Source organism: Hydrocarboniphaga effusa AP103, assembly GCF_000271305.1.
GTDB lineage: Bacteria > Pseudomonadota > Gammaproteobacteria > Nevskiales > Nevskiaceae > Hydrocarboniphaga > Hydrocarboniphaga effusa.
Genome location: NZ_AKGD01000002.1, coordinates 1,131,579 through 1,152,685, shown reverse-complemented (window position 1 = coordinate 1,152,685; position 21,107 = coordinate 1,131,579). Strand labels below are relative to the sequence as shown.

Sequence of the window (21,107 nt, the reverse complement as noted above, 5' to 3'; positions counted from 1 at the left end):
ATGACTCACCAGTCAGATTTCAGGCAATCCTGACAACTGCCCAGCTTTCGGCTGAAAGAAAACCCTTACATACGAAAGGGCCCCGGTAGCGCATTGCTACCGGGGCCCTGTTACCAGCTGGATTTTCTTACTTGCCGGCCTTGCCCTTGGCCGGCGCCGCGAGGCCGCGGCGTTCGAGCAGCGGTTCGATCCTGGCGTCGCGACCGCGGAACTCGCGATACAGCTGCATCGCATCGACCGCGCCGCCACGCGACAGCAGGTGATCGGCGAACCACTGGCCGTTCTCGCGCGACAGGCCGCCCTTCTCCTTGAACCATTCGACGGTGTCGGCGTCGAGCACCTCGCTCCAGATGTAGGCGTAGTAGCCGGCCGAGTAACCGCCCGAAAACACGTGCGAGAAGTAGGTCGTGCGATAGCGCGGCGGAACCAGCACGTAATCGACGCCGGCCTGCTTGAGCGCGGCCGCCTCGAACGCGAGCACGTCGTCGACCTTGGCCTTGTCGACCGGCAACTGATGCCAGGCCTGGTCGAGCAGGGTCGCGGCCAGATACTCGGTGGTCGCGAAGCCCTGGTTGAACTTCTCGGTGGCTTTCATCTTGTCGACGAGTACCTGCGGCATCGGCTCGCCGGTCTTGTAATGCTTGGCGTAATGCGCGAGCACTTCGGGCCAGGTGGCCCACATCTCGTGCACCTGCGACGGAAACTCGACGAAATCACGCGGAACATTGGTGCCCGAGAACATCGGGTACTTCACGTTCGACAGCAGGCCGTGGATGGCGTGGCCGAACTCGTGGAAAGCGGTGTTGACCTCGTCGGCCGTCATCAGCACCGGCTCGCCCGCGGGCGGCTTCGGAATGTTGAGATGGTTCGCCACCACCGGCTTGTAGCCGAGCAGGTCGGATTGATCGACATACGAGTTCATCCAGGCGCCGCCCTGCTTGGAGTCGCGCTTGAACGGATCGAAGATGAAGATGCCGAACGCCACGCCGTCCTTGAACACTTCGAACACGCGTGTGTCCGGGTGGTACTTGGGCAAGTCGCTACGCTCCTTGAACGTGAGCCCGTAGAGCTTCTCGGCCATGAAGAACACGCCGTTTTCGAGCACGTTGTTCATCTCGAAATACGGACGCATCTGCGATTCGTCGAAATCGTAGCGCTGCTTGCGCACCTGCTCGGCGACGTAGGCCCAATCCCAGGCCTGCAGCTTGTAGCCGGCCTTCTGCTTGTCGAGCAGCTTCTGCATGTCGGCGGCTTCTTTCTTCGCGTTGGCCACGGCCGCCGGTGCGATCTGGGCGAGCAGCTGGTTGACCGCGTCGGTGGTCTTGGCCGTGCCGTCTTCGAGCTGATACGCCGCGTGATTCGGATAGCCGAGCAGCGCCGCGCGCTTGGCACGCAGCTCGACGATCTGCGCGACGATTCGGGTGTTGTCCGCATCGCCGCCGTGGCTGCCGCGCGCGAGCGAGGCCTTGTAGATGCGCTCGCGCAGCGCGCGGTTCTTGAGGCTGGTCAGCGGCGGCTGGCCGGTGGTGTTCTGCAGCGTGATGAGGAATTTTCCGCTCAGGCCACGCGCATTGGCCGCATCGCGGGCGCCGGCGATCTCGTTCGCATCCAGGCCGTCGAGCTCGGCTTCGCTGTCGACGACGACGGCCGATTCGTTGGTGTCCTTGAGCACGTTCTGCTGGAACTGCGTGTTGAGCTTGGCGAGCTGCTCGTTGTAATCGCGCAGCTTGTCCTTGTCGGCATCCGACAGCTGCGCGCCGGCGCGCACGAAGTTGGTGTAATAGCGGTCGAGCAGGCGCGCGCTTTCGGCGTCCAGGCCCAGCTGCGCGACGTTGTCGTGCAGCGTCTTCACGCGGGCGAAGAGCTTTTCGTTGAGCAGGATCGAGTCGCTGTAGGCCGACAGCTTCGGCGATACGTCGGCCTCGATCTTCTGCAGCGTGTCGTTGGTGTTCGTCGCGGTGAGGTTGAAGAAGATGTAGTTCACGCGGTTCAACGCGAGGCCACTCTTTTCGAGCGCGACGATGGTGTTGTCGAAGCTCGGCGCCTCCTTGCTGTCGGCGATCGCCTCGACTTCGGCCTTGCCCTGCTTCATGCCGATCTCGAAGGCCGGAGCGAAGTGCTCGTCCTTGATCTTGTCGAACTGCGGATAGTGATACGGCAGCTCGCTGAGCTGCAGCAGCGGGTTCGCCGTTTCGGCTGGGCTGGCGGGCATGGGCTTCTCGGCTGTGGAGGCGGAAGGCGATTTCGCGGCGCAGGCGACGAGGCCAAAGCAGCCGGCGACGGCAACGGCCATCAGGGCTTTTTTCATGGTTTTGGTGAACTCTCGGTTTTCTGATCGGCGCAGTTCGAGCTGCGATCGTTTGCAGACCGCATCATGCACCGAGGGTTCGCGGGGAGATTCCTCAGTGCGACGCGCTGATTTCCACCAGTTCGCGAAGACCGCTGGGCGGGCCATGATCCGCCCCTAGTACCTGCGAAAACGCAATGGCGGTCACGACCCGCCCTACGGCTGCTCAGAGCGACGCGGGACAGCTCGGCTGCGGGCCGCTCAGGCTCAACAATCCGCGACCGATGTCGTCGGCCAGCGCCTGCGCGGTGCGCTGATGCCCGGCGACGAGCGCATCGAATCCCTCGCCGACCGTCTGCGTCGAGCGCGTGGAGCAGACGAGCGTCGTCTTCTTGCTCTTGAGCTCCCAGTTGGCTTCGAGCAGGGCATAGCGACCGAACACCGCGTCCATGCGCGAAACCTCGACGGCGATGCGCACGCGCTCGTCGCCGATCGGCGCCTGCAATGCGGTCGCGAGGCGCGCGAGCAAGGCGGCGCGAAATTCTTCGGGCAGCGGCGCAACCCAGAGCCGGTTCTCGACCAGGGTGAAGCGCTCCGCGCCCTCGCGCAGCACCAGCTGCGGATAATCGGCCTGCGCGGCCACCTTGACGGGCAGCAGGTCGACCGAGGACGGCAGCCGTGGCTTGGGCGTGTTCGCATCGACCGGCGGGACCAGCGTGTAGTAGCGCAGCTTCGGGTTGCTCGCGCAGGCGGCGAGCACGGCGAGCAGCACGAGGGACAGCAGCAGCTTGGCGGCGTTCATGGCGTCTCCGGTGCCGCCGGTTGCGGCGCCGCGGTGGTGGGATCGGGAAGTTGCGTGGTTTCTGGGTCGCCCTTGATCTCGGGGCGGCCGCGCAGCAGCGATTCCGGATGCCGTTGCAGGTAGTCGCCGAGCGAGCGCAGCGAGCGCGCCGCGCGTTCCACTTCGCCCAGCGTGCCGCGCGCGTCGCGCTGCAGGCGGCCGTCGTCTGACAGCTGCTCGCTGACCGATTGCAGCGTGCGCTGCACCTCCTGCACGGCCTTGGTCAGTTCGGGGACAACCTGCCCGTCGAAGCGCTTGAGCAGCTCGTCGGTGGACTTGATCGTGCTGTTGAGGTTGCGGCCGATCTCGTCGAGCGGCATCGCCTCGATCTTGGTGACGATGTTGCTGATCTGCTCCTGGATCTGGTCGAACTCGCCACGCGAGGTTGGAATCTCGAGCGGCTGCTGGCCGGCCGGCGGTGCGTACTTGTGCGCCTTGGGATCGAAGTCGAGCGAGATGTAGAGCTGGCCCGTGAGCAGGTTGCCGGTGCGCATCTGCGCACGCAGCCCGCGTTCGATCAGCATGCGGAAGAAGGTGTCGGCATTCTTCGGCTCGCGTTCGGTGTTCTGCTGCCAGCCCTTGTAGGCACGGCCCATGTTGCGTGGATAGACGTCGATCTCGACGTCGGACCAGAAATCGCGGCGATCGCGATCGTAGGCGAGCTCGACCGATTTCACGCGGCCGATCTCGATGCCCTGGAACACCACCGGTCCGCCGGCACCGAGTCCGCGCGTGCTCTGGAAGAAGCGCAGCCGCAGGCGCATCGACTCCTCCGCCGACGGCGCAGCGGCGGCAAGCCGGTCGTCGAACAGCTCGAAGTCGGTATTCTCGGGTGCGATCTCGCCGGGCTCGTCTTCGGGAAACGCCTGGAAGGCCATGCCTCCGGCGACGATGCTGGCCACCGACTGCGTGTCGACCTTGAAGCCCGCGGCCCCGACTTCGACATCGACGCCGCTCGCGTTCCAGAAGCGCGTGTTGCGCGTGACGAGCTTGTCGTACGGCGCGTCGACGAACAGCTCGAAATTGACGCGCTTGCCCTCCGCATCGAGTTCGCGACCGACGACGCGGCCGACCGGAATGCGGCGGAAATAGATCGGCGAGCCAAGGTCGAGCGAACCGCCGTCCGCCGCATGCAGAACGAAGCGGCGGCCCTGCTGATCGTTGGTCACCGTCGGCGCCTTTTCGAGGCCCTCGAACTGCAGGCGCTCGATTTTCGACTCACCGACATCGACGCCGATGTAAGCGCCCGAGATCAAGGTGCCGAGACCGGAAACGCCGCCCAGGCCGATGCGCGGACGCACGACCCAGAAGCGCGAATCCTCGACCGCGACGTGCTCGGCGTCGTGGATCAGCGCGATGCGCACGCGCACCGATTGCTTGTCGTCGGAGAGCTCCACGCGCTCGACCTTGCCGATCGGCACTTCCTTGTAGCGGACCTCGGTTTTGCCGGCTTCCATGCCTTCGGCGGTCTTGAAGGTGATGGTGATGTTCGGGCCCGAGCCGAGATAGCTGCGCACGCCGAGCACGGCGGCTGCGAGCGCGGCGATCAGCGGAACGACCCAGATCACCGAGATCGTCCAGCGGCGCGGTCTCTCGTAGCGCGGCGTGGGCAACTCGCCCTGCGGCCCGGATGATGGATTTTCTTCGTTGTCGCTCATGGGGCGTCAGATCCTTCGGGCGGGTCCCAAATCAGGCGTTCGTCGAAACTCTTGGAGGCGAGCATGGTGAGCACGACGACGGCGCCGAAGGCCACCGCTCCGGGCCCCGGCGTGACGTCGGCCAGGCTCTGGAAACGCACCAGCGCCGCCATCAGCGCGACGACGAAAATGTCGAGCATGGACCAGTGTCCGATGAACTCGACGAACCGATAAAGCTTGCCGCGCTCCTTGCGGCGCCAGCTCGAATGCCGGCCGGCGGTGATCAGCAGCGTCATCAGGATGGCGATCTTGAGCAGCGGAACCACGATGCTCGCGACGAACACGATGATCGCCAGATCCCACGATCCACGCACCCAGAGCTCGACCACGCCCGACAGGATCGTATCGCTCTGCGGCACTTCGCCGAGGCTCGCGGTGCGCATGATCGGCAACAGGTTGGCCGGGATGTAGAGCAGCGCGGCCGACAGCAGCAGTGCCCAGGTGCGCGCGAGCGAATGCGGCAGGCGCCGATGCAACGGTGCTTCGCAGCGCGGGCAGATCGCATGGCGGCCGGCCTCGGGCGCCTGCACGACGAGACTGCAGGCCGAGCAGCGGATCAGGCCGAGTTGCGCGGCGGTGATGACGGTCGGCTCGCTCAAGTGCTGTCTTCCTCGAACTCGCTTTCGTTGTCGCCGACGCCCCAGTCCCACAGCTGATCGAGATCGAAGTTGTTGAGCACGGTCAGCAGGACCGTCAGCAGCGCGAAGCCCCACATTCCGACACCGGGCTTGATCGCGGCCAGGCTCGTGAGTTTCACCACCGAGACCAGCACGCCGAGCATGAACACTTCGACCATGCTCCAGGGCTGCATCGCACGCAGTGTGTGCATGACCGGCACGAACAGGGCCACCGGCTCGCTCATGCGCACCGCGATCAGCACGTGCAGCAGCATCAGCAATTGAATCAGCGGAAACAAGAACACGGTCAGCGCCGCCAGCAAAGCCACCAGCGCGACGCCGGTGTCGTAGGTCACGAGCACCGCGTCGAGCAGCGTCGCATCGCGCACCGTCCCTTGAATCTGCATCGTCACGATCGGATAGACATTGGCGACGATCAGCACGAGCAGCGCGGTCACCGTGAGCGCGAGCATGGCATCGACGTCGAGCTTGCGACGCCGATAGATCTCGCCGCCGCAGCGCTCGCAGTACGCGATCTCGCCGCGCAGCAGCCGGCGCCGCTGATACGCGGCGTCGCAATGCTCGCAGACGACGACGCCGATGCGGGCGACGCTCAGGCGGCTATGGTGATGCGTGAGAGCCATGCGGGCAGTTCGGCCAGCGTGTCGATGAGAACATCGGGTGGGTGCAGCTCGAATTCCTCGGCACTGCCGTAGCCGCCGCGCAGTCCGGCCACCGGCATGCCGGCTCCGCGCGCGGCTTCGACGTCGTGACGCGAATCGCCGACCATCGCGCAGCGCTCGGGGCGCTCGCCGAAGTGCCGCGCCAGATGCAGCAGCGGCTCCGGATCGGGCTTGCGCTGCGGCAGCGAATCGCCGCCGAGCAGCGCGCCGAAGCGATCGCGGATGCCGAAATGCTGCAGCAGCGGCGCAACGAAGCGCTCGGGCTTGTTGGTGCAGACCGCGAGCTCGTAGCCCTGCTCGCCGAGCTGCGCGAGCGTTTCGCTCACGTCGGGATAGAGCGTGGTGTCGATCGTGAGATTCTGTCCGTAGTGATACAGGAAGCGCTCGAAGGCCGCTTCGAAGTCGAAGCCCGGAGCCTGCGGATCGACACCGTGATGACGCAGCGCCGCGGCGAGCAGCACGCGCGAGCCGCGGCCGACCCAGGGCGTGACGAGTTCGGGGCCGACGCTGGCGAACCCATGCTCGGACATCGCCGCGTTGACCGTGCGCACGAGGTCGGGCCGCGAATCGACCAGCGTTCCATCGAGATCGAAGATAATCAGTGCCATTGAAGATTCTATGCCGTGCCCGGCCACGCTCGGTTTTGAGATTCGTCTGAAACTCGCCGGCCGTCGCGGCGTCTTATCGCCAATGGCGTCTGCGGCATCCCTTTTCGCATCGTTCCTCAGGAGGACCATCGAGTTGGCTCGACACCAGCTTTCGGCATCCCATTGTTTCATAGCCTCGCGACGCCGCGCCTGCGCGCTCGTCCTGGCGGCGTTCTCCCTTGTGACCGCGAGCCCGGCTCGCGCCGAGTTCGAACATCTGCGGAAGCTGCAATCGCAGGGTGCCGAAATCACCGCGGCGGTCTACGACCTCGACGACAACAAGCTCATCCAGACGCTCAACCCGGCCCAGCGCCTGGCGCCGGCTTCGGTGACCAAGATCGCGATCACCGCCGCCTCGCTCGACGCCTGGCCGGCCGACAAATCGTTCAAGACCCGCCTGCTGGGCCTGGGCGCACCGCGACAGAACGTGCTCGAAGGCGACCTGATCCTGCAAAGCGAAGGCGATGCCACGCTCGATCACGAATCGCTCTGGCTGCTGGCCGCTCAGCTCAAGGGCGAAGGCATCGACACCGTAACGGGCGGGATGATGGTGAACCCGGCTTACGGCCCGCTGACCTGCGACAATCAGGATCGCTGCGAGGCCACCGAGCGCAGCGACACCGCCTACAACGTGCCGCTGGCCGCCATCGGCGTCGACTACGGCACCTGGTGCGTCAACGTGCGCGCCTCGGCGGTCGGCGATCCGGCCAACGTGCGCGGCTGCGGCGTCGCCCGGCTGCCGATCGCGGTCGAAGGCAGCATCAAGACCGTCGCCGCCAAGCAGAAGAACACCTTCTGGGTCGAGCGCGTGACCCGCGACGGCATGGATACCCTGCGCGTCGGCGGCAACATCCCGATGGGCGAAGACCAGCGCGTCTACCGCGCCATGTCGAGCCCGGCCCTCGGCGTGGGCCTGTTGCTCAAGGAGATGATCGGCGAACTCGGCGTGAACTTCGCGGGCCCGGTACGCCTGCAATACGGCCAGCCGGCCGCGAGCACGCACGTCATCGCCGAGGTCGAGGGCTTGGCCCTGCGCGAGCAGCTCGGCCGCATGATGCGCTACTCGAACAACTACATCGCCGACCTGCTGACGCTCAATCTCGGTGCCGCGCGCTTGCCGAAGCCGCCGTCGCAGCTCGCCGAGGCCGGCGACGCGCTCGCCAGCTTCGTCGCCAGCAACAGCCTCGCCGGGGCGAGCGCCAAGGCCAAGCCACGGCTGCTCAGCGGCAGCGGGCTGACGCCCGAGAACGAGCTGTCGGCCGACGACCTGATCGGCCTGCTCGCCAACCAGTACCGGCGCACGCAGACCTTCCCGGTGTTCTACGGCCAGTTCGTGGTGCCGAGGCAGGCGCCGTTCGCGTTCGTGCGCCAGGGCAATGCGGACTGGCTCGATCGCGTCACGCTCAAGACCGGCACCATGAACGACCCGCGCTCGGTCTGCGGAATCGCCGGCTACCTGCGCAAGAAGAACGGCGGCTGGATGGCGTTCGCGGTGATCGTCAACGGCGGGCCGAAGGTCAAGCGCATTCCGCTCTACAAATCGATGGAGGCGGCGCGCAACGACATCGAGGCGGTGCTCGCCAGATACTGAGGAGCTTCAGTCGGGCTTGTTGCGCATCCAGTCCGCGGTCTGGAAAAACGAGGCAAGCAGGCGATCCGCCAGCACCGGATCGAAATCGATGTCGACGAGCGCCTGCTGCATGCAGTGCAGCCACTGATCGCGCTCGGCGCTGCCGATCGCGAACGGCAGGTGCCGGGCACGCAGGCGCGGATGACCGAAGCGCGCAACGAAATGATCCGGCCCGCCCGACCAGCCGCACAGGAACCAGAAGAACTTGTTGCGCGAGCCTTCCGTCGTCGGCGGATGCAGGGCACGGATACCGGCATAGGCCGGCTCGTGGTCCATGCGGTCGTAGAAGGCGTCGACGAGCCGGCGCACACCGGGTTCGCCACCGAGCAGGTCGAACAGCCGCGGCGCGGAATTCGTCGTTTCGGAAGCGGCTTGGGCAGTGGATTGGGTATCGGACGAGTCGGTCATTGAGCAAAACTTGCATGCGAATCGGCTCCGGCATGCCGGAGCCGATGGATTGATGATGAGCGCACCTGAGCCCAGGTGCCTCTGGACCCGAATGGTAAGCTGAGCGACATGGATTCGATGGATTCGACCGCACCGACGAGCACAGGCCCCAAACGCCACGCTCTGATTTTCATCTTCATCACCGTGGTCATCGACGTGCTCGGTCTGGGCATGGTCATTCCGGTGCTGCCCAAGCTGGTCGAAGCCTTCAGCGGCGGCGATACCTCGCAGGCGGCGCGCATGCTGGCCCTGTTCGGCACCGCCTGGGCGCTCATGCAGTTCCTGTTCTCGCCGCTGCTCGGCATGTTGTCGGATCGCTTCGGCCGGCGGCCGGTGATCCTCGTTTCCTGCCTTGGCCTCGGGCTCGATTACGTGCTCATGGCACTCGCGCCGAACCTGAGCTGGCTGTTCGTCGGCCGGCTCATCTCGGGCATCACCGCGGCCAATTTCGCGACCGCCGGCGCCTACATCGCCGACAGCACGCCGCCGTCCAAACGCGCGGCCGGCTATGGCGTGATCGGCGCCGGCTTCGGCGTCGGCTTCGTCATCGGGCCGGCGGTCGGCGGCCTGCTCGGCGCCGTCGATCCGCGCCTGCCGTTCTGGGTCGCGGCCGCGCTCGCACTCGCGAACTTCGCCTACGGCCTGCTGGTATTGCCCGAATCGCTGCCGCGCGCGCAGCGCACCGCGAAACTGGTCTGGTCGCGTGCGAACCCGATCGGGGCACTCAAGCTGCTGCGCTCGCATTCGGAACTGACCGGGCTCGCCGCCGTGTATTTCTTGTTCCACCTGGCCCACCAGGTGTTCATGAACACCTTCGTGCTCTACGCGAGCTACCGCTTCGGCTGGGACATCCGCCAGGTCGGCTGGGCGCTCACCGCCGTGGGCGTCTGCGGAATCGTCGTCCAGGGCGGGCTGGTGCGGCAGGCGGTCAAGCGCCTCGGCGAACGTCCGACCTTGCTGCTCGGGCTCTCGTTCGGAACCGTCGGACTCGCGCTCTGGGCTTCGGCCACGACCCCGACGCTGTTCTGGATCGGGCTGCCGCTGATCTCGCTGATGGGCCTGTTCGGCCCATCGGCCCAGGGGCTCATGACGCGCCATGTCGGCGCCAGCGAGCAAGGCCGGCTGCAGGGGGCCAACGCGAGCATCATGGGCATCACCGGCGTGGTCGGACCCAGCCTGTTCAACCTGACTTTCGCCTACTTCATTGCACCGAACCCGCTGCGCGCGGTCTGGCCGGGCGCGCCGTTCTGGCTGTCTTGCTGCCTGGTGCTGGTCGGGTTGCTCATAGCGCTGCAGGTCACCCGCCGCAGCGCCGCGCCGGCTCGGCAGTCGGTCGCTTGAGTCGGACCCATTAGCCCCCAAGCTTTTCGCATGGGCAACAAAAGCAATTCAGGGCAAGCCGGACACGAGCCGGTCCGCCTCGACAAATGGCTGTGGGCCGCGCGGTTCTACCGCACGCGAACGATCTCGCAGGAGGCCATCGACGGCGGCAAGGTGCGCTACGAAGGCGAGCGCGCCAAGGCCTCGAAAACCGTGCAGGTCGGAGCGCGCATCGAGCTGCGCCAGGGTTACGACGATCTGGAAGTGGTGGTGAAAGCCTTGTCGGAGCACCGCGGCAACGCCACGCTGGCGCGGACGCTCTATGAGGAAACCGAGGCCAGCCGCAGAAAGCGCGAGGCGATGGCCGAGCAGAAGCGCATAGAAGCCGCCTCGTTCGATTCGGTCAGGCCCGACAAGCGCCAGCGCCGTCTGCTCGAAAAACTGCGACGGACCCTGATCGATACCGGCCACGACCACTGAGCTTCGCTGGATTTGGGCCCCATAACGACAGAAGCCGTCGTCTGGGGGGAGACGACGGCTTCTGCGACGATCATCCATACCAACCTGGAAGTGGGAGAGCCGGGCCTTCCCTGCCTGCTCTGCCGATTCCTCGCTGCGCATCCATGCGCAGAACTTGGCGCGATTGATCGTGAGTCCAGACTAGAGAAGCGAACTGAATTGAGTATGAATCTTATTCTCCCAAACGATTCGCCTACGCGATTATCAGTGGATGCTGACAATTGCTGAAAGTTATAAACTTATGTCATCCCTAAACGCACCAGTCTCGGCATCGGAGCCTCGCGCCGCGCCGGTCTCCGCCGCCTCTTTGCCCTTGAACGCCACGATCTCCGCCGCTTCAGTCCTCGGCCACCCTGCCGCGCCGAACCCGATCATCGACGATCAGGCCATCGTCCGGCTCAATGCGGAGTACCGGACTCTCGCTTTCGAAGAGCGGCTGCGTCGGCTGTACCGCGATTTTCCGGCCGACAAGATCCTGCTGACGTCTTCCTTCGCCGCGACCTCGGCCTATTTTCTGCACATCGTCTCGCGCATTCGCCCCGAACAGCGCGTGCACTTCATCGACACCGGCTATCACTTCGAGGAAACGCTGAAGTATCGCGACCATCTCGTCGAGCGCCTCGGCCTGCAGGTGTCCGACGTGCGCGCCGAAGACTGGCAGCACCAGTTCACGGTCGAAGAACAGACCTGGAAGCGTGATCCGGATTTCTGCTGCTCGGTCAACAAGGTCGAGCCGCTCGAGACCATCAAGGGTCAGTATCAGGTCTGGGTATCGAGTCTGATGCGCTGGCAGAGCGAGCATCGCGCGGGGCTCGACATCTTCGAAATCCGCCGCGGCATCATCAAGTTCAACCCGATGATCGACGTCTCGCGCGAAGAGCGCGATCGCTACATCGCCGAACACGACATTCCGTTCCACCCGCTCGTGGCGCAGGGTTATTCCTCGATCGGCTGCAAGCACTGCACGGTGGCCGGCGAAGGCCGCAGCGGGCGCTGGCTCGGCAAACCCAAGACCGAGTGCGGCCTGCACCTCTAGGCCGCGCGCCGGCCGCCGCCTAGGCCACCAGCTGCAGGCTCGCGAGTCGCGAATAGAGTCCGCCGCTGCGCAGCAGTTCGGCCGGCGTTCCGGTTTCGATGATGCGTCCCTGCTCCATCACCACGATGCGATCGGCGCGCTGCACGGTCGACAGCCGGTGCGCGATGATCAGCGTGGTGCGTCCGCGCATGGCCGCCTCAAGGCCGGCGCTGACCAGCACTTCGCTTTCCGCATCGAGCGCGCTGGTGGCCTCGTCGAGCAGCAGCAGCGGCGGATTCTTGAGGATCGCCCGCGCGATCGCGATGCGCTGGCGCTGCCCACCCGACAACCTCACGCCGCGCTCGCCGAGAAAGGTCCGATACCCCTCGGGCAGGCGCGCGATGAACTCGTCGGCCAGCGCCGCGCGGGCCGCCTCGTAAACCTCTTCGTTGCTCGCGCCGGCACGACCGTAGCGGATGTTCTCGATCGCGTTGGCCGAGAAGATCACGGGCTCCTGCGACACCAGGCCGATCTGCGAGCGCAGCTCGCGCGGATCGAGATCGCGGATGTCGATGCCGTCGAACTTCAGCGAGCCCGCGCCGACGTCGTAGAAACGCAGCAGCAGCTGGAACAGTGTGGTCTTGCCGGCTCCGCTCGGACCGACGACGGCCACCGTCTCGCCTTCGCGAATGCTCAGGCTCACGTCGTCGAGCGCCAGCTGCGTGGGCCGCGACGGATAGCGGAAGCTCACGGCTTCGAGATCGAGACGCGCCTGCGGCTTGCTCGGCAGTGTGGCGGGCTGAGCCGGGCTGGCGATGGCCGGCTCGGCCGACAATAGTTCCATCAGGCGCTCGGTCGCACCGGCGGCGCGCAGCACGTCGCCCCAGACTTCGGCGAGCACGCCGACGCCGCCCGCCGTGAACACCGCGTAGAGCACGAACGAAGCGAGTTCGCCGGCCGTCATGGTGCCCGCCGACACGGATTGCGCCCCGAGCCAGAGCACGAAAACGATGGCGCCGAACACGCCGCCGATGATGCCGGCGGTCATCAGCGAGCGCACGCCCGAACGCTTCACCGCCGTGGCGAAACTGCTTTCCACCGAAACGTCGAAGCGCTCGGCTTCGGCGCGCTCCATCGTGAACGCCTGCACGGTCGGCATCGCGTTGAGGATTTCGCCGGCGAGCGCCGAGCTGTCGGCGACGCGATCCTGCGATTCGCGCGAAAGCTTGCGCAGGTGCCGGCCGATCAACACGATCGGCAGCACCACGATCAGCAACAGCAACAGCGTGATGCCGAACAGCTTGACGTTGGTGATCGCGAGCATCAGCAGCCCGCCGATGAACTGCAGCAGGCTGCGCAAACCCATCGAGATCGACGAACCGACCACGGTCTGCACGAGCGTGGTGTCGCCGGTCAGTCGCGACAGCACCTCGCCGGTGCGCGTGCTTTCGAAATACTGCGGCGATTGCTCGAGCATGCGCCGGTAGACCGCGCTGCGCAGGTCGGCGGTCACGCGCTCGCCGATCCAGCTCACCGTGTAATAGCGCGCCGCGGTGGTGACGCCCCAGAACAGGGCGATGCAGAACAGGGCGACGAAATGCCAGCCGACGGCGGCACCGGCGACGAAGCCCTGGTCGATCAGATCGCGGAACGCGAGCGGCACCGTGAGCATCGTCGCCGAACCGATCAGCAACGCGATCAGCGCAATGGCGATACGTCCACGATACGGCCACAGCAGCGGCAGCAACTGCCGCAAGGCCGCCGCGCCCGGTTTGCGCGCAGCCGGCGGTTCCGCCCGGGCGCTGTCGTTGGAGGAAGCGGGCTTGCCGTCTAGCTGGCTCATGGAAAATCTGGGGGGATTCGTGCCGAAGGAACCGGGGGTGAAGCTGCGATCAACACCTCACAGTAGCATAGGCGTTCTGCACTCCCACGCCCGCCATTTCCCGGTGCCATGAGCCAAGCCGCCGATCGCCCGCTGGACCGCCACGACATCAAAACCCTGCTGCTGGCCGCGCTCGGCGGGGCGCTCGAGTTCTACGATTTCATCATCTTCGTGTTCTTCGCGATCACCATCGGCAAGCTGTTCTTTCCACCCGAGACCGCCGACTGGGTCGCGCAGATGCAGACCTTTGGGCTGTTTGCGGCCGGCTATCTGGCGCGCCCGGTCGGTGGTGTGGTGATGGCGCATTTCGGCGATCGCATCGGTCGCAAGAAGATGTTCACGCTGTCGGTGTTCCTGATGGCGCTGCCGACGCTCGGCATGGGCCTGCTGCCGACGTACCAGCAGATCGGCGTGCTCGCTCCGGTCCTGCTGTTGGGCCTGCGCTTGTTGCAAGGCGCGGCGATCGGCGGCGAAGTGCCGGGCGCCTGGGTGTTCGTCGCCGAGCATGTGCCCGAGCGCCGCGTCGGCCTGGCCTGCAGCGTGCTCACGGCCGGACTCACGCTCGGCATCATGCTGGGCTCTTCGGTGGCCGCGCTGATCAATATCAGTCTCAGCGCCGACGAAATCCTGGCCTGGGGCTGGCGCATTCCGTTTCTGCTCGGCGGCGTGTTCGGCCTGCTAGCGGTCTGGCTGCGTCGCTGGCTCGAAGAAACCCCGGTGTTCGAGGCCATGCGCCAACGCAAGGCGCTTTCGCGCGAGCTGCCCGTGAAAACCGTCATCCGCGATCACTGGCGCTCGGTGCTGCAATCGATGCTGCTGACCTGGACACTGACCGCCGCCATCGTCGTCGTGGTGCTGCTGTCACCGACGCTGCTGCAGAAGATGTTCGCGATCCCCGCCCCGCTCGCCCTGCAGGCCAACAGCCTGGCAACGCTCTGCCTGACGATCGGCTGCGTGCTCTATGGCGCGGCGTCGGACCGCTACGGTGCGTCGCGCGTACTCGCGCTCGGCAGCCTCGCGCTGCTCGGCTCGATCTACCTGCTCTACCTCGGCCAACAGCACGCGCTGCCGCTGTTCGCCACTTACGCCCTGACCGGTTTCTGCGTCAGCATCGTCGGGGTGATTCCGAGCGTGATCGTGCGCGCCTTCCCGGCGCCGGTGCGCTTCAGCGGGCTGTCGCTCTCGTACAACCTCGCCTACGCGATCTTCGGTGGCCTCACCCCGCTCATCGTGAGCCTGCTGCTCAAGGCCAGCCCGCTACTCGCTCCGGCCCATTACGTCGGCGTCCTGAGCCTGGTCTGCCTCGTGCTCGCCGGGTTGCGCCTGCCGAGACCGGCAACGGCGGTCACCGCGACCTAGCCCGACTGCATCACCCGGCCGGAGCCGCTACCATGCGCGGCCCCCTTGCCGCGCCTGCACCGCCATGTGGTTCAAGAATCTGCTGATCTATCGTCTGGAACAGGACTGGTCGCTCCCGGCCGGCGAGCTCGAAGAAAAACTGGCCGCGCGCCCGCTGCTGCCGTGCAGCGCGATGAGCACCGAAAGCCGCGGCTGGGTCGCTCCGATCGATGACGTGCAGCTGGTGCAGGGTTTGGAGCGGCATCTGCTGATCGCCCTCGGAACCGAGCAGAAGCTGCTGCCGTCTTCGGTGCTCAATGACGCGGTCAAGCAGCGTGCGATCGAGTTCGAGCGCGAAAAGGGCTTCAAGCCCGGACGCAAGCAGCTGCGCGATTTCAAGGAGATCATCGCGGCCGAGTTGCTGCCGCGCGCCTTCACGCGCCGCAACACCACGCGCGCCTGGATCGATCCGGCGGCGGGCCGGCTGATCGTCGATGCCTCGTCGCCGACCCGCGGCGAGCAAGTCGTGGAATTTCTGCGTGAGACACTCGGGGGTGAACTGCCGGTCTCGATGCCGCAGACCGAAGCCTCGCCGGGGCAGAAGCTCACCGACTGGCTGTCCGCGCGCCGTGCACCGGGTCGCTTCGACCTCGGGGAAGAATGCGAACTCACGAGCGGGGACGCGGCCAAATCCGTCGTGCGCTACGTGCGCCACAACCTCGACGTGCAGCAGATTCAGCGTCATCTCGAGGAAGGCCTGCGCGCGAGCAAGCTTGCGATGACCTGGAACGGCCGGCTCTCGCTCGTCGTCAACGACAAGCTCGAGATCAAACGCCTCAAGTTCATGGAAATGGACGAAGCCGAAGAGGATCCGGGGCTCGATCCGGCTCGTCAGTTCGAGGCCGAGTTCACGCTGATGACCGGCCAGGTCGGGCCGATGATCGACGATTTGCTCGAAGCCTTCGGCATACAAAAGCGCTGAGCCCGGCGCGCGCGAAGCCTCGCGCCTGAGTTCAGGAGGCCTTCACTGGCTGGCAAAAGAATGCGGGGCACTCCTGTCATATCCAAAGGTCTTCGATGAAGCCGCGCTCAGCCGTTGCCATCGCCGTTCCGAAGTCCGAACGACTGCCCCACGCTACGCCGCCGGCCCCGCGCGTGAACGCCTGGATGGACGACATCACTCAGCTGCTGCGCAAGCCCACGCCCCGCCTCGGACAGACTCGGCTCGTGCGCGGCTAAATCGCTCGTTGAGCCAGCGCACCGGCCTGCTTGCGACGGCTTGCACGGACACGCGTCGTACAATGGGCGCCTATTCCTCCGGGGCTCCCGCATGCCTGCTCCCATCGATTCGGTCACCGCTCTGCTGATGCACGACGGCGAGCTTTTTCTCGCCCTCCGTCACCCGGCGCTACAGACCTTCGCAGGCCATCAGGCCTTCCCGGGCGGCAAGGTCGACCCCGAGGACACCGACGGCGCGGCGTTCGAGCATCCGGTATTCGACGGCATCGATGCGCGCCTGGCCCGCGCACTGTGCCGGGAGCTCAAGGAAGAACTCGATTTCGATCTCGTGCAATTCGCCGACGAAGGCGGCGTACGCAGCATCAGCGCCTGCGGCCATGCGCTCACTCCGATGCACATCCCGCGGCGCTTCAATACGCACTTCTTCGCCGTGCATCTGGAGCGCAGGCCGGACTTCGTGTTGCACCAGCCCGAGGCGATCTCGAGCAAATGGGCCAGCGCGCAGGACTGGCTCTCCGAATTCGAGCGCGGGCAATTCATCATCGCCCCGCCCACGATCGCCTCCATCCGGGCACTCGCACGCGATCCGCAGTGCGGTCACATGGGCAACCTCGTCGCGGTCGCACCGGAAGGACAGTTGATGGCGATCGAAAGCGTCGCCGGGCTCATCCAGATTCCCGTGCGCTCGCACACGCTGCCGCCGGCCGAACACACCAATTGCTACGTCACCGGCGAATTGCCGGGCCAGCGGCTGGCCATCGACCCTTCGCCTTGCGACGACGCCGAGCTCGACCGGCTGTCGGCCACGCTGCTTGCGCAGGGCGTCAATGCGCTGCTGATCACGCATCACCATCCGGATCATCACGAGCGCGCCGATGCACTCGCGCGCCGTCATGGCTGGCCCATCCTCATGAGCGCGCGAACTGCGCAGCGCATTCGGGATCGCAAGGGTGCAGCCTTCTTCGAAGGCATCGAGCTGCAGCTCGTCGGTGAAGGCGACGGTGTGGCGAGTTGGCACGAGGAGCCGATCCGCGTGCTCGAAATTCCGGGACACGACGATGGGCAGATCGCCCTGATGACGAGCCAGCGCACCTGGTGCATCGTCGGCGATCTGATTCAGGGCATCGGCACGGTGGTGATCGCCAAGCCCGAAGGCGACATGCGCCAGTACTTCGACTCGATGCAGCGCATCATCGACCTTGCGCCGCTGAGCATCTTCCCGTCGCACGGCCAGGGCCTGGGCGGCACGTTCCGGCTCGAAGAAACGCTGCGCCATCGCAAGCTGCGCGAAGAGCACATCCTGCGCCTGCATCGCGAAGGCAACAGCGTCCAGCAGATGCTCGATGCGATCTACGTCGGAGTCGATCCGCGCCTGTTGCCGCTGGCTCGCAAGAACATCGAAAGCCATCTCGAGAAGCTCGAAGCCGAAGGGCTGCTGAGCGGCTGAGGCTTCACGAAGCGCTCGTAAAAACGCGAGCGCTTTCACTTTCCAGTTTTTTCATCGCACAAAGAAAAACCCCGGCGGATCGCTCCGCCGGGGTTTTTGAATTCCGATCGCTAGATCGGGATCAGCCTTCGGTCACCTTGAACTCGACGCGACGGTTGTTCTCACGACCGGCTTCGGTTTCGTTGGTGTCGATCGGGTTCGATTCGCCGTAGCCAACCGGGCGCAGGCGACCCTTGGTGACGCCATTGGTGCTCAGGAACTGCTGCACCGCGATCGAGCGACGCTCGGACAGACCGAGGTTGTAGGCATCCGTACCGATGGAGTCGGTATGCCCTTCAACGTCGACCTTGATCTGCGGATACGCGTTCAGCGTCTCGGCGACTTCCTTGAGGATGACCTTCGATTCCGGCAGCAGGCGGTCGGAGTCGAACTCGAACTTCACGCCACGCAGCACGAAGCGGCGATCCAGCGCGCAACCGCGGGCATCGACCGGCTCACCCGGACGCGGCTTGCGGCAGTCACCGACCGGCGCGCAGCCGTCCGGCAGGACCTTCAGGCCCGGCGGGGTGTTCGGGCACTGGTCGATGTCGTCCGGCACGCCGTCGCCGTCGCTGTCGAGCGGGCAGCCATCCGGGCCGACCTTCTGGCCGCGTGGGGTGTTCGGGCACTTGTCGAGGTGATCCGGCACGCCGTCACCGTCGCTGTCCTGGATCGGGCAGCCTTCGGCATCGACCGCCTGGCCCGGCGCCGTCTGCGGGCACTTGTCGAGGTAGTCCGGCACGCCGTCGCCGTCGCTGTCGAGCGGGCAACCATCCGGGCCAACCTTCACGCCTGCCGGAGTACCGGGGCAGCGATCGTTGATATCCGGAACGCCGTCGCCATCGGAATCGGTGTCGAGCGGGCAACCATCGGCGCCAACCGGCGAACCCTTGGGCGTGTTCGGGCACTTGTCGAGGTAGTCCGGAACGCCGTCGCCATCGAGGTCGACCGGGCAACCGTCGGAGTACACCGCTACGCCGCGAGGCGTATCCGGGCACTTGTCGAGGCTGTTCGGCACGCCGTCGCCGTCATCGTCGGCCGGGAACGCGCCGAACTTGTAGGCAACGCCGAGGCCGACATCCCAGAGGTAGTAGGTATCGTCCGGAACGATGCCCTTCTCCTTGATGAAGTCGAGGTTGTAGCGGCCCTGCAGCTTGAAGGACCAGTGGCTGTTGAGCGGGAACAGCACGCCAGCACCGGCGCTCACGCCCGGACCGTTGAGCTTCTCGTCGAGGAACTCGACGAAGTGATAGTTGGCGCCGCCGATCAGGTAAGGACGCACCGAAGCATCCTGCGGCAGCAGGTACAACAGCGCGTTGATGCCGAAGGTCGGCCTGCTGTAGTCGTACTTCGACTGGATGTCGCTGACATCGAGCTTGGTGTAAGAACCCTCGAGTTCGATGCCGAAGTACTCGTTCAGAGACCTGCCGATCGACAGGGAGCCGCCGGGGCCCACGTCGGAATCAGCGAACGAAAAACCGATGGACGGTGCAATGTACCAACGGGTGTCGATCTCTGTTTCCTGCGCGGTGGCGGCACCCGCCCACAGCAGCGCAGCGAAAGCAAAGCAAAGCTTCTTCAGCATTTACACTCTCCCTTAACAACAGCGAACGACCTTACAAAGTCTTTCGGACTTGCCGATCCCTATCGATCGACCGTGTCGCCACGTGGCGAACATCCCCTGTCCAGCTTGCGTAGCCCCTGATTGCGATGTCAGGGTGCTGTTCAGCGCAAGTGGCTCCCTGTAGATTATGCCGCCTAGGGGCCGTGACACAACATTCAGATGCCCGGGTGAGTAAGACAATCGGAAAAGTCTTACTTGGGAGTTCTTCGGGAGTTGCCGTTAATTTTGGGAGTAGTGGATGAAAGCGATGCGCGCGTTGGCGGTGCTAGCCACGTTGGTGCTGGCGGCCTGCGGTGATGGGTCTATTCAAAGTCCTGCATTCACGGAGGATCTCGTGGCGCTTTCCGCACAGGTGAAAGCGACCCAACTGGAGACCGCTCTCGTTCCCAAAGGGCGCACGGAGCAGCTGGAAGCTATCGGCAGCTTCACCCAACCGCCGCCTGATGAAGCAACGCCGGTCGAACGCTCTACCAGCGCCAACTGGAGTAGCGACAATACTTCGGTTGCTACGGTCAATGCGGCTGGCCTTGTCACCGCAGTGAACACCGGCGTTGCGCGAATCACCGCGAGCAAAGACGGCAAGACCAGCAACACGGTCACGATCACCGTCGGCCCCGCGGCACTCGACAGCATCAAGATCGTGCGCACCCTCGACAACACCACGGTGACCGCCGACACCATCGCACGCGGCTCCCAGCGCAGCTACCGTGCTGTCGGCGTCTACAGCGACACGACCGAGCGTCCGATCACGGCCACCTGGGTCTCGGACGACGACACCGTCGCCACGCCCGCACTGCCCGGCCCGGCGACCGAGAAGGCCATCCGCGTTCCGCTCACGGCCACCAACGATGACACCGCAGCGATCACCGTGACCTCGACCGAGGCCTCGGAGGTCAGCACCACGCTGACGATCACCGCCAGCAACCGCGAACTCGTCGAAGTGATCTCGGTGACCTTCGATCAGGCTCCGCTGCCGATCGGCTCGACCACGCAGGCCCACGCCATCGGCCGCTACAGCAACAACGACGAGGAAGAGATCAGCAACGAACTGATCGACTGGACCTCGGCCACTCCGGCGGTCGCGACCATCGACAACACAGGCTCGGTCACCGCGGTCACCAAGGGCACAACCACGATCACGGCCACGCTCAAGGCTGGCGCCCAGCCGCAGATCACCGACCCCGCCGCTCGCGATGCTTCCGCCACGCTCGAAATCTCCGACGCGGTCTGCACCACCCCGCTGCGTACCCCGGCCTACGAGGCGTCGACGTCCCGGGGCGGGCTGATCTGCGGCGCGCTCGGCGGCCTCGGTCTGCTCTGCTCCACCACGGGCGAGCCGGAATTCGTCATCGATGCCGATGACAGCAACCACCTCGATCTCAACCTGACCGTGAGCCTGCTCGGCGACAGCCTCAGCGTCGACGTGACGCCGTCGGGCGCGGCGACGACCTTCCCGGGCACGCAGCCGGTCGGCTTCGTGGTCGGCAGCCCGGCGGGTCAGTTGCTTGCGGCCGACGTGCTTTCCGCCGTCACCGTGACCACGCTGCTCAACGGCGAGGAAGTGGAAACCGGCAACGCCGCTTCCAATACGCTGCAGGTCGATCTGCTCGGCTTCCCGCTGCTGCCGATCGGCAACATTCCGAACGAAGCCGCCGCCGTGTTCTTCCAGCCGACCCAGCCGTTCAACGGCGTGCGCCTGACCTACAACTCGGGTCTGGCCACGGCGCTGAGCTCGCTGCAGGTCTACAACGCTTGCGGCACCGTCGCGCCGCTGCCGGAAACGACCGAGTAAAAGCTGATGCTAAAAAACGAAGAAGGCGCCGTGAGGCGCCTTC

General features: G+C 65.5%; 18 protein-coding genes. 9 read left to right on the top strand and 9 right to left on the bottom strand.

The window, feature by feature from the left end; translation table 11 throughout:
- Window positions 1-127: 127 nt before the first annotated feature.
- The 6 genes from WQQ_RS16420 to WQQ_RS23835 all read right to left on the bottom strand — a co-directional run bounded on the left by WQQ_RS16420 (window position 128) and on the right by WQQ_RS23835 (window position 6,733).
- The gene (locus tag WQQ_RS16420; RefSeq protein WP_040454271.1) at window positions 128-2,308 is read right to left on the bottom strand and encodes a M3 family metallopeptidase; all 2,181 of its coding nucleotides are present in this window, start codon (window positions 2,306-2,308) and stop codon (window positions 128-130) included.
- Between the two features lie 205 nt (window positions 2,309-2,513).
- Window positions 2,514-3,089 (bottom strand): PqiC family protein, encoded by a 576-nt coding sequence (locus WQQ_RS16415; RefSeq protein WP_007186356.1) that lies wholly within the window; start codon window positions 3,087-3,089, stop codon window positions 2,514-2,516.
- Window positions 3,086-4,786, bottom strand: coding sequence for a PqiB family protein (locus WQQ_RS16410; protein WP_007186355.1), 1,701 nt, complete (start codon window positions 4,784-4,786; stop codon window positions 3,086-3,088). Before WQQ_RS16410 ends, WQQ_RS16415 begins: the two co-directional genes overlap by 4 nt.
- Window positions 4,783-5,424 (bottom strand): paraquat-inducible protein A, encoded by a 642-nt coding sequence (locus WQQ_RS16405; protein ID WP_007186354.1) that lies wholly within the window; start codon window positions 5,422-5,424, stop codon window positions 4,783-4,785. The genes WQQ_RS16410 and WQQ_RS16405 overlap by 4 nt, the downstream gene beginning before the upstream one ends.
- Window positions 5,421-6,086, bottom strand: a complete 666-nt coding sequence (locus WQQ_RS16400) for a paraquat-inducible protein A (protein WP_007186353.1) — start codon at window positions 6,084-6,086, stop codon at window positions 5,421-5,423. Before WQQ_RS16400 ends, WQQ_RS16405 begins: the two co-directional genes overlap by 4 nt.
- A complete protein-coding gene (locus WQQ_RS23835) occupies window positions 6,056-6,733 on the bottom strand; it encodes a phosphoglycolate phosphatase (RefSeq protein WP_007186352.1) in 678 nt (225 codons plus the stop codon). The genes WQQ_RS16400 and WQQ_RS23835 overlap by 31 nt, the downstream gene beginning before the upstream one ends.
- A gap of 220 nt (window positions 6,734-6,953) precedes the next feature.
- Between WQQ_RS23835 and dacB the strand changes: the two genes are divergently transcribed.
- Window positions 6,954-8,363, top strand: a complete 1,410-nt coding sequence (gene dacB / locus WQQ_RS16390) for a D-alanyl-D-alanine carboxypeptidase/D-alanyl-D-alanine endopeptidase (protein WP_007186351.1) — start codon at window positions 6,954-6,956, stop codon at window positions 8,361-8,363.
- A gap of 6 nt (window positions 8,364-8,369) precedes the next feature.
- Here dacB and WQQ_RS16385 read toward each other — a convergent pair whose 3' ends face one another.
- On the bottom strand, window positions 8,370-8,810 hold the full coding sequence (locus WQQ_RS16385; protein WP_007186349.1) for a group II truncated hemoglobin: 441 nt from the start codon (window positions 8,808-8,810) through the stop codon (window positions 8,370-8,372).
- 108 nt (window positions 8,811-8,918) lie between these two features.
- On the opposite strand from WQQ_RS16385, the gene WQQ_RS16380 reads away from it, so the two are divergent.
- The 3 genes from WQQ_RS16380 (at window position 8,919) to WQQ_RS16370 (ending at window position 11,724) form a co-directional block, all read left to right on the top strand.
- Window positions 8,919-10,190 (top strand): TCR/Tet family MFS transporter, encoded by a 1,272-nt coding sequence (locus tag WQQ_RS16380; RefSeq protein WP_007186348.1) that lies wholly within the window; start codon window positions 8,919-8,921, stop codon window positions 10,188-10,190.
- 30 nt (window positions 10,191-10,220) lie between these two features.
- Window positions 10,221-10,649 carry an RNA-binding S4 domain-containing protein gene (locus WQQ_RS16375; protein ID WP_007186347.1) on the top strand — a complete coding sequence of 143 codons (429 nt, stop codon included), beginning with the start codon at window positions 10,221-10,223 and terminating at the stop codon, window positions 10,647-10,649.
- A 352-nt stretch (window positions 10,650-11,001) separates the two neighbouring features.
- The gene (locus WQQ_RS16370) at window positions 11,002-11,724 is read left to right on the top strand and encodes a phosphoadenylyl-sulfate reductase (RefSeq protein ID WP_007186346.1); all 723 of its coding nucleotides are present in this window, start codon (window positions 11,002-11,004) and stop codon (window positions 11,722-11,724) included.
- 19 nt (window positions 11,725-11,743) lie between these two features.
- Here the strand turns inward: WQQ_RS16370 and WQQ_RS16365 are convergent, their stop codons facing one another.
- Window positions 11,744-13,546 (bottom strand): ABC transporter transmembrane domain-containing protein, encoded by a 1,803-nt coding sequence (locus tag WQQ_RS16365; RefSeq protein ID WP_007186345.1) that lies wholly within the window; start codon window positions 13,544-13,546, stop codon window positions 11,744-11,746.
- Window positions 13,547-13,654: 108 nt separating this feature from the next.
- Here WQQ_RS16365 and WQQ_RS16360 point away from each other — a divergent pair, with 108 nt between their 5' ends.
- The 4 genes from WQQ_RS16360 to WQQ_RS16350 all read left to right on the top strand — a co-directional run bounded on the left by WQQ_RS16360 (window position 13,655) and on the right by WQQ_RS16350 (window position 17,609).
- Entirely contained in the window at window positions 13,655-14,944 is a 1,290-nt protein-coding gene (locus tag WQQ_RS16360; RefSeq protein ID WP_007186344.1) for an MFS transporter, read from the top strand.
- A gap of 64 nt (window positions 14,945-15,008) precedes the next feature.
- A complete protein-coding gene (locus tag WQQ_RS16355; protein ID WP_007186343.1) occupies window positions 15,009-15,905 on the top strand; it encodes a recombination-associated protein RdgC in 897 nt (298 codons plus the stop codon).
- A 95-nt stretch (window positions 15,906-16,000) separates the two neighbouring features.
- Window positions 16,001-16,162 (top strand): hypothetical protein, encoded by a 162-nt coding sequence (locus WQQ_RS24415; protein WP_007186342.1) that lies wholly within the window; start codon window positions 16,001-16,003, stop codon window positions 16,160-16,162.
- 91 nt (window positions 16,163-16,253) lie between these two features.
- Entirely contained in the window at window positions 16,254-17,609 is a 1,356-nt protein-coding gene (locus WQQ_RS16350) for an MBL fold metallo-hydrolase (RefSeq protein WP_007186341.1), read from the top strand.
- 121 nt (window positions 17,610-17,730) lie between these two features.
- Here WQQ_RS16350 and WQQ_RS25125 read toward each other — a convergent pair whose 3' ends face one another.
- Window positions 17,731-19,233: an OmpA family protein gene (locus WQQ_RS25125; RefSeq protein WP_007186340.1), complete on the bottom strand. Its 1,503-nt coding sequence runs from the start codon at window positions 19,231-19,233 to the stop codon at window positions 17,731-17,733.
- Window positions 19,234-19,510: 277 nt separating this feature from the next.
- Here WQQ_RS25125 and WQQ_RS23200 point away from each other — a divergent pair, with 277 nt between their 5' ends.
- Entirely contained in the window at window positions 19,511-21,064 is a 1,554-nt protein-coding gene (locus tag WQQ_RS23200) for an Ig-like domain-containing protein (protein ID WP_083844600.1), read from the top strand.
- Window positions 21,065-21,107 lie beyond the last annotated feature (43 nt).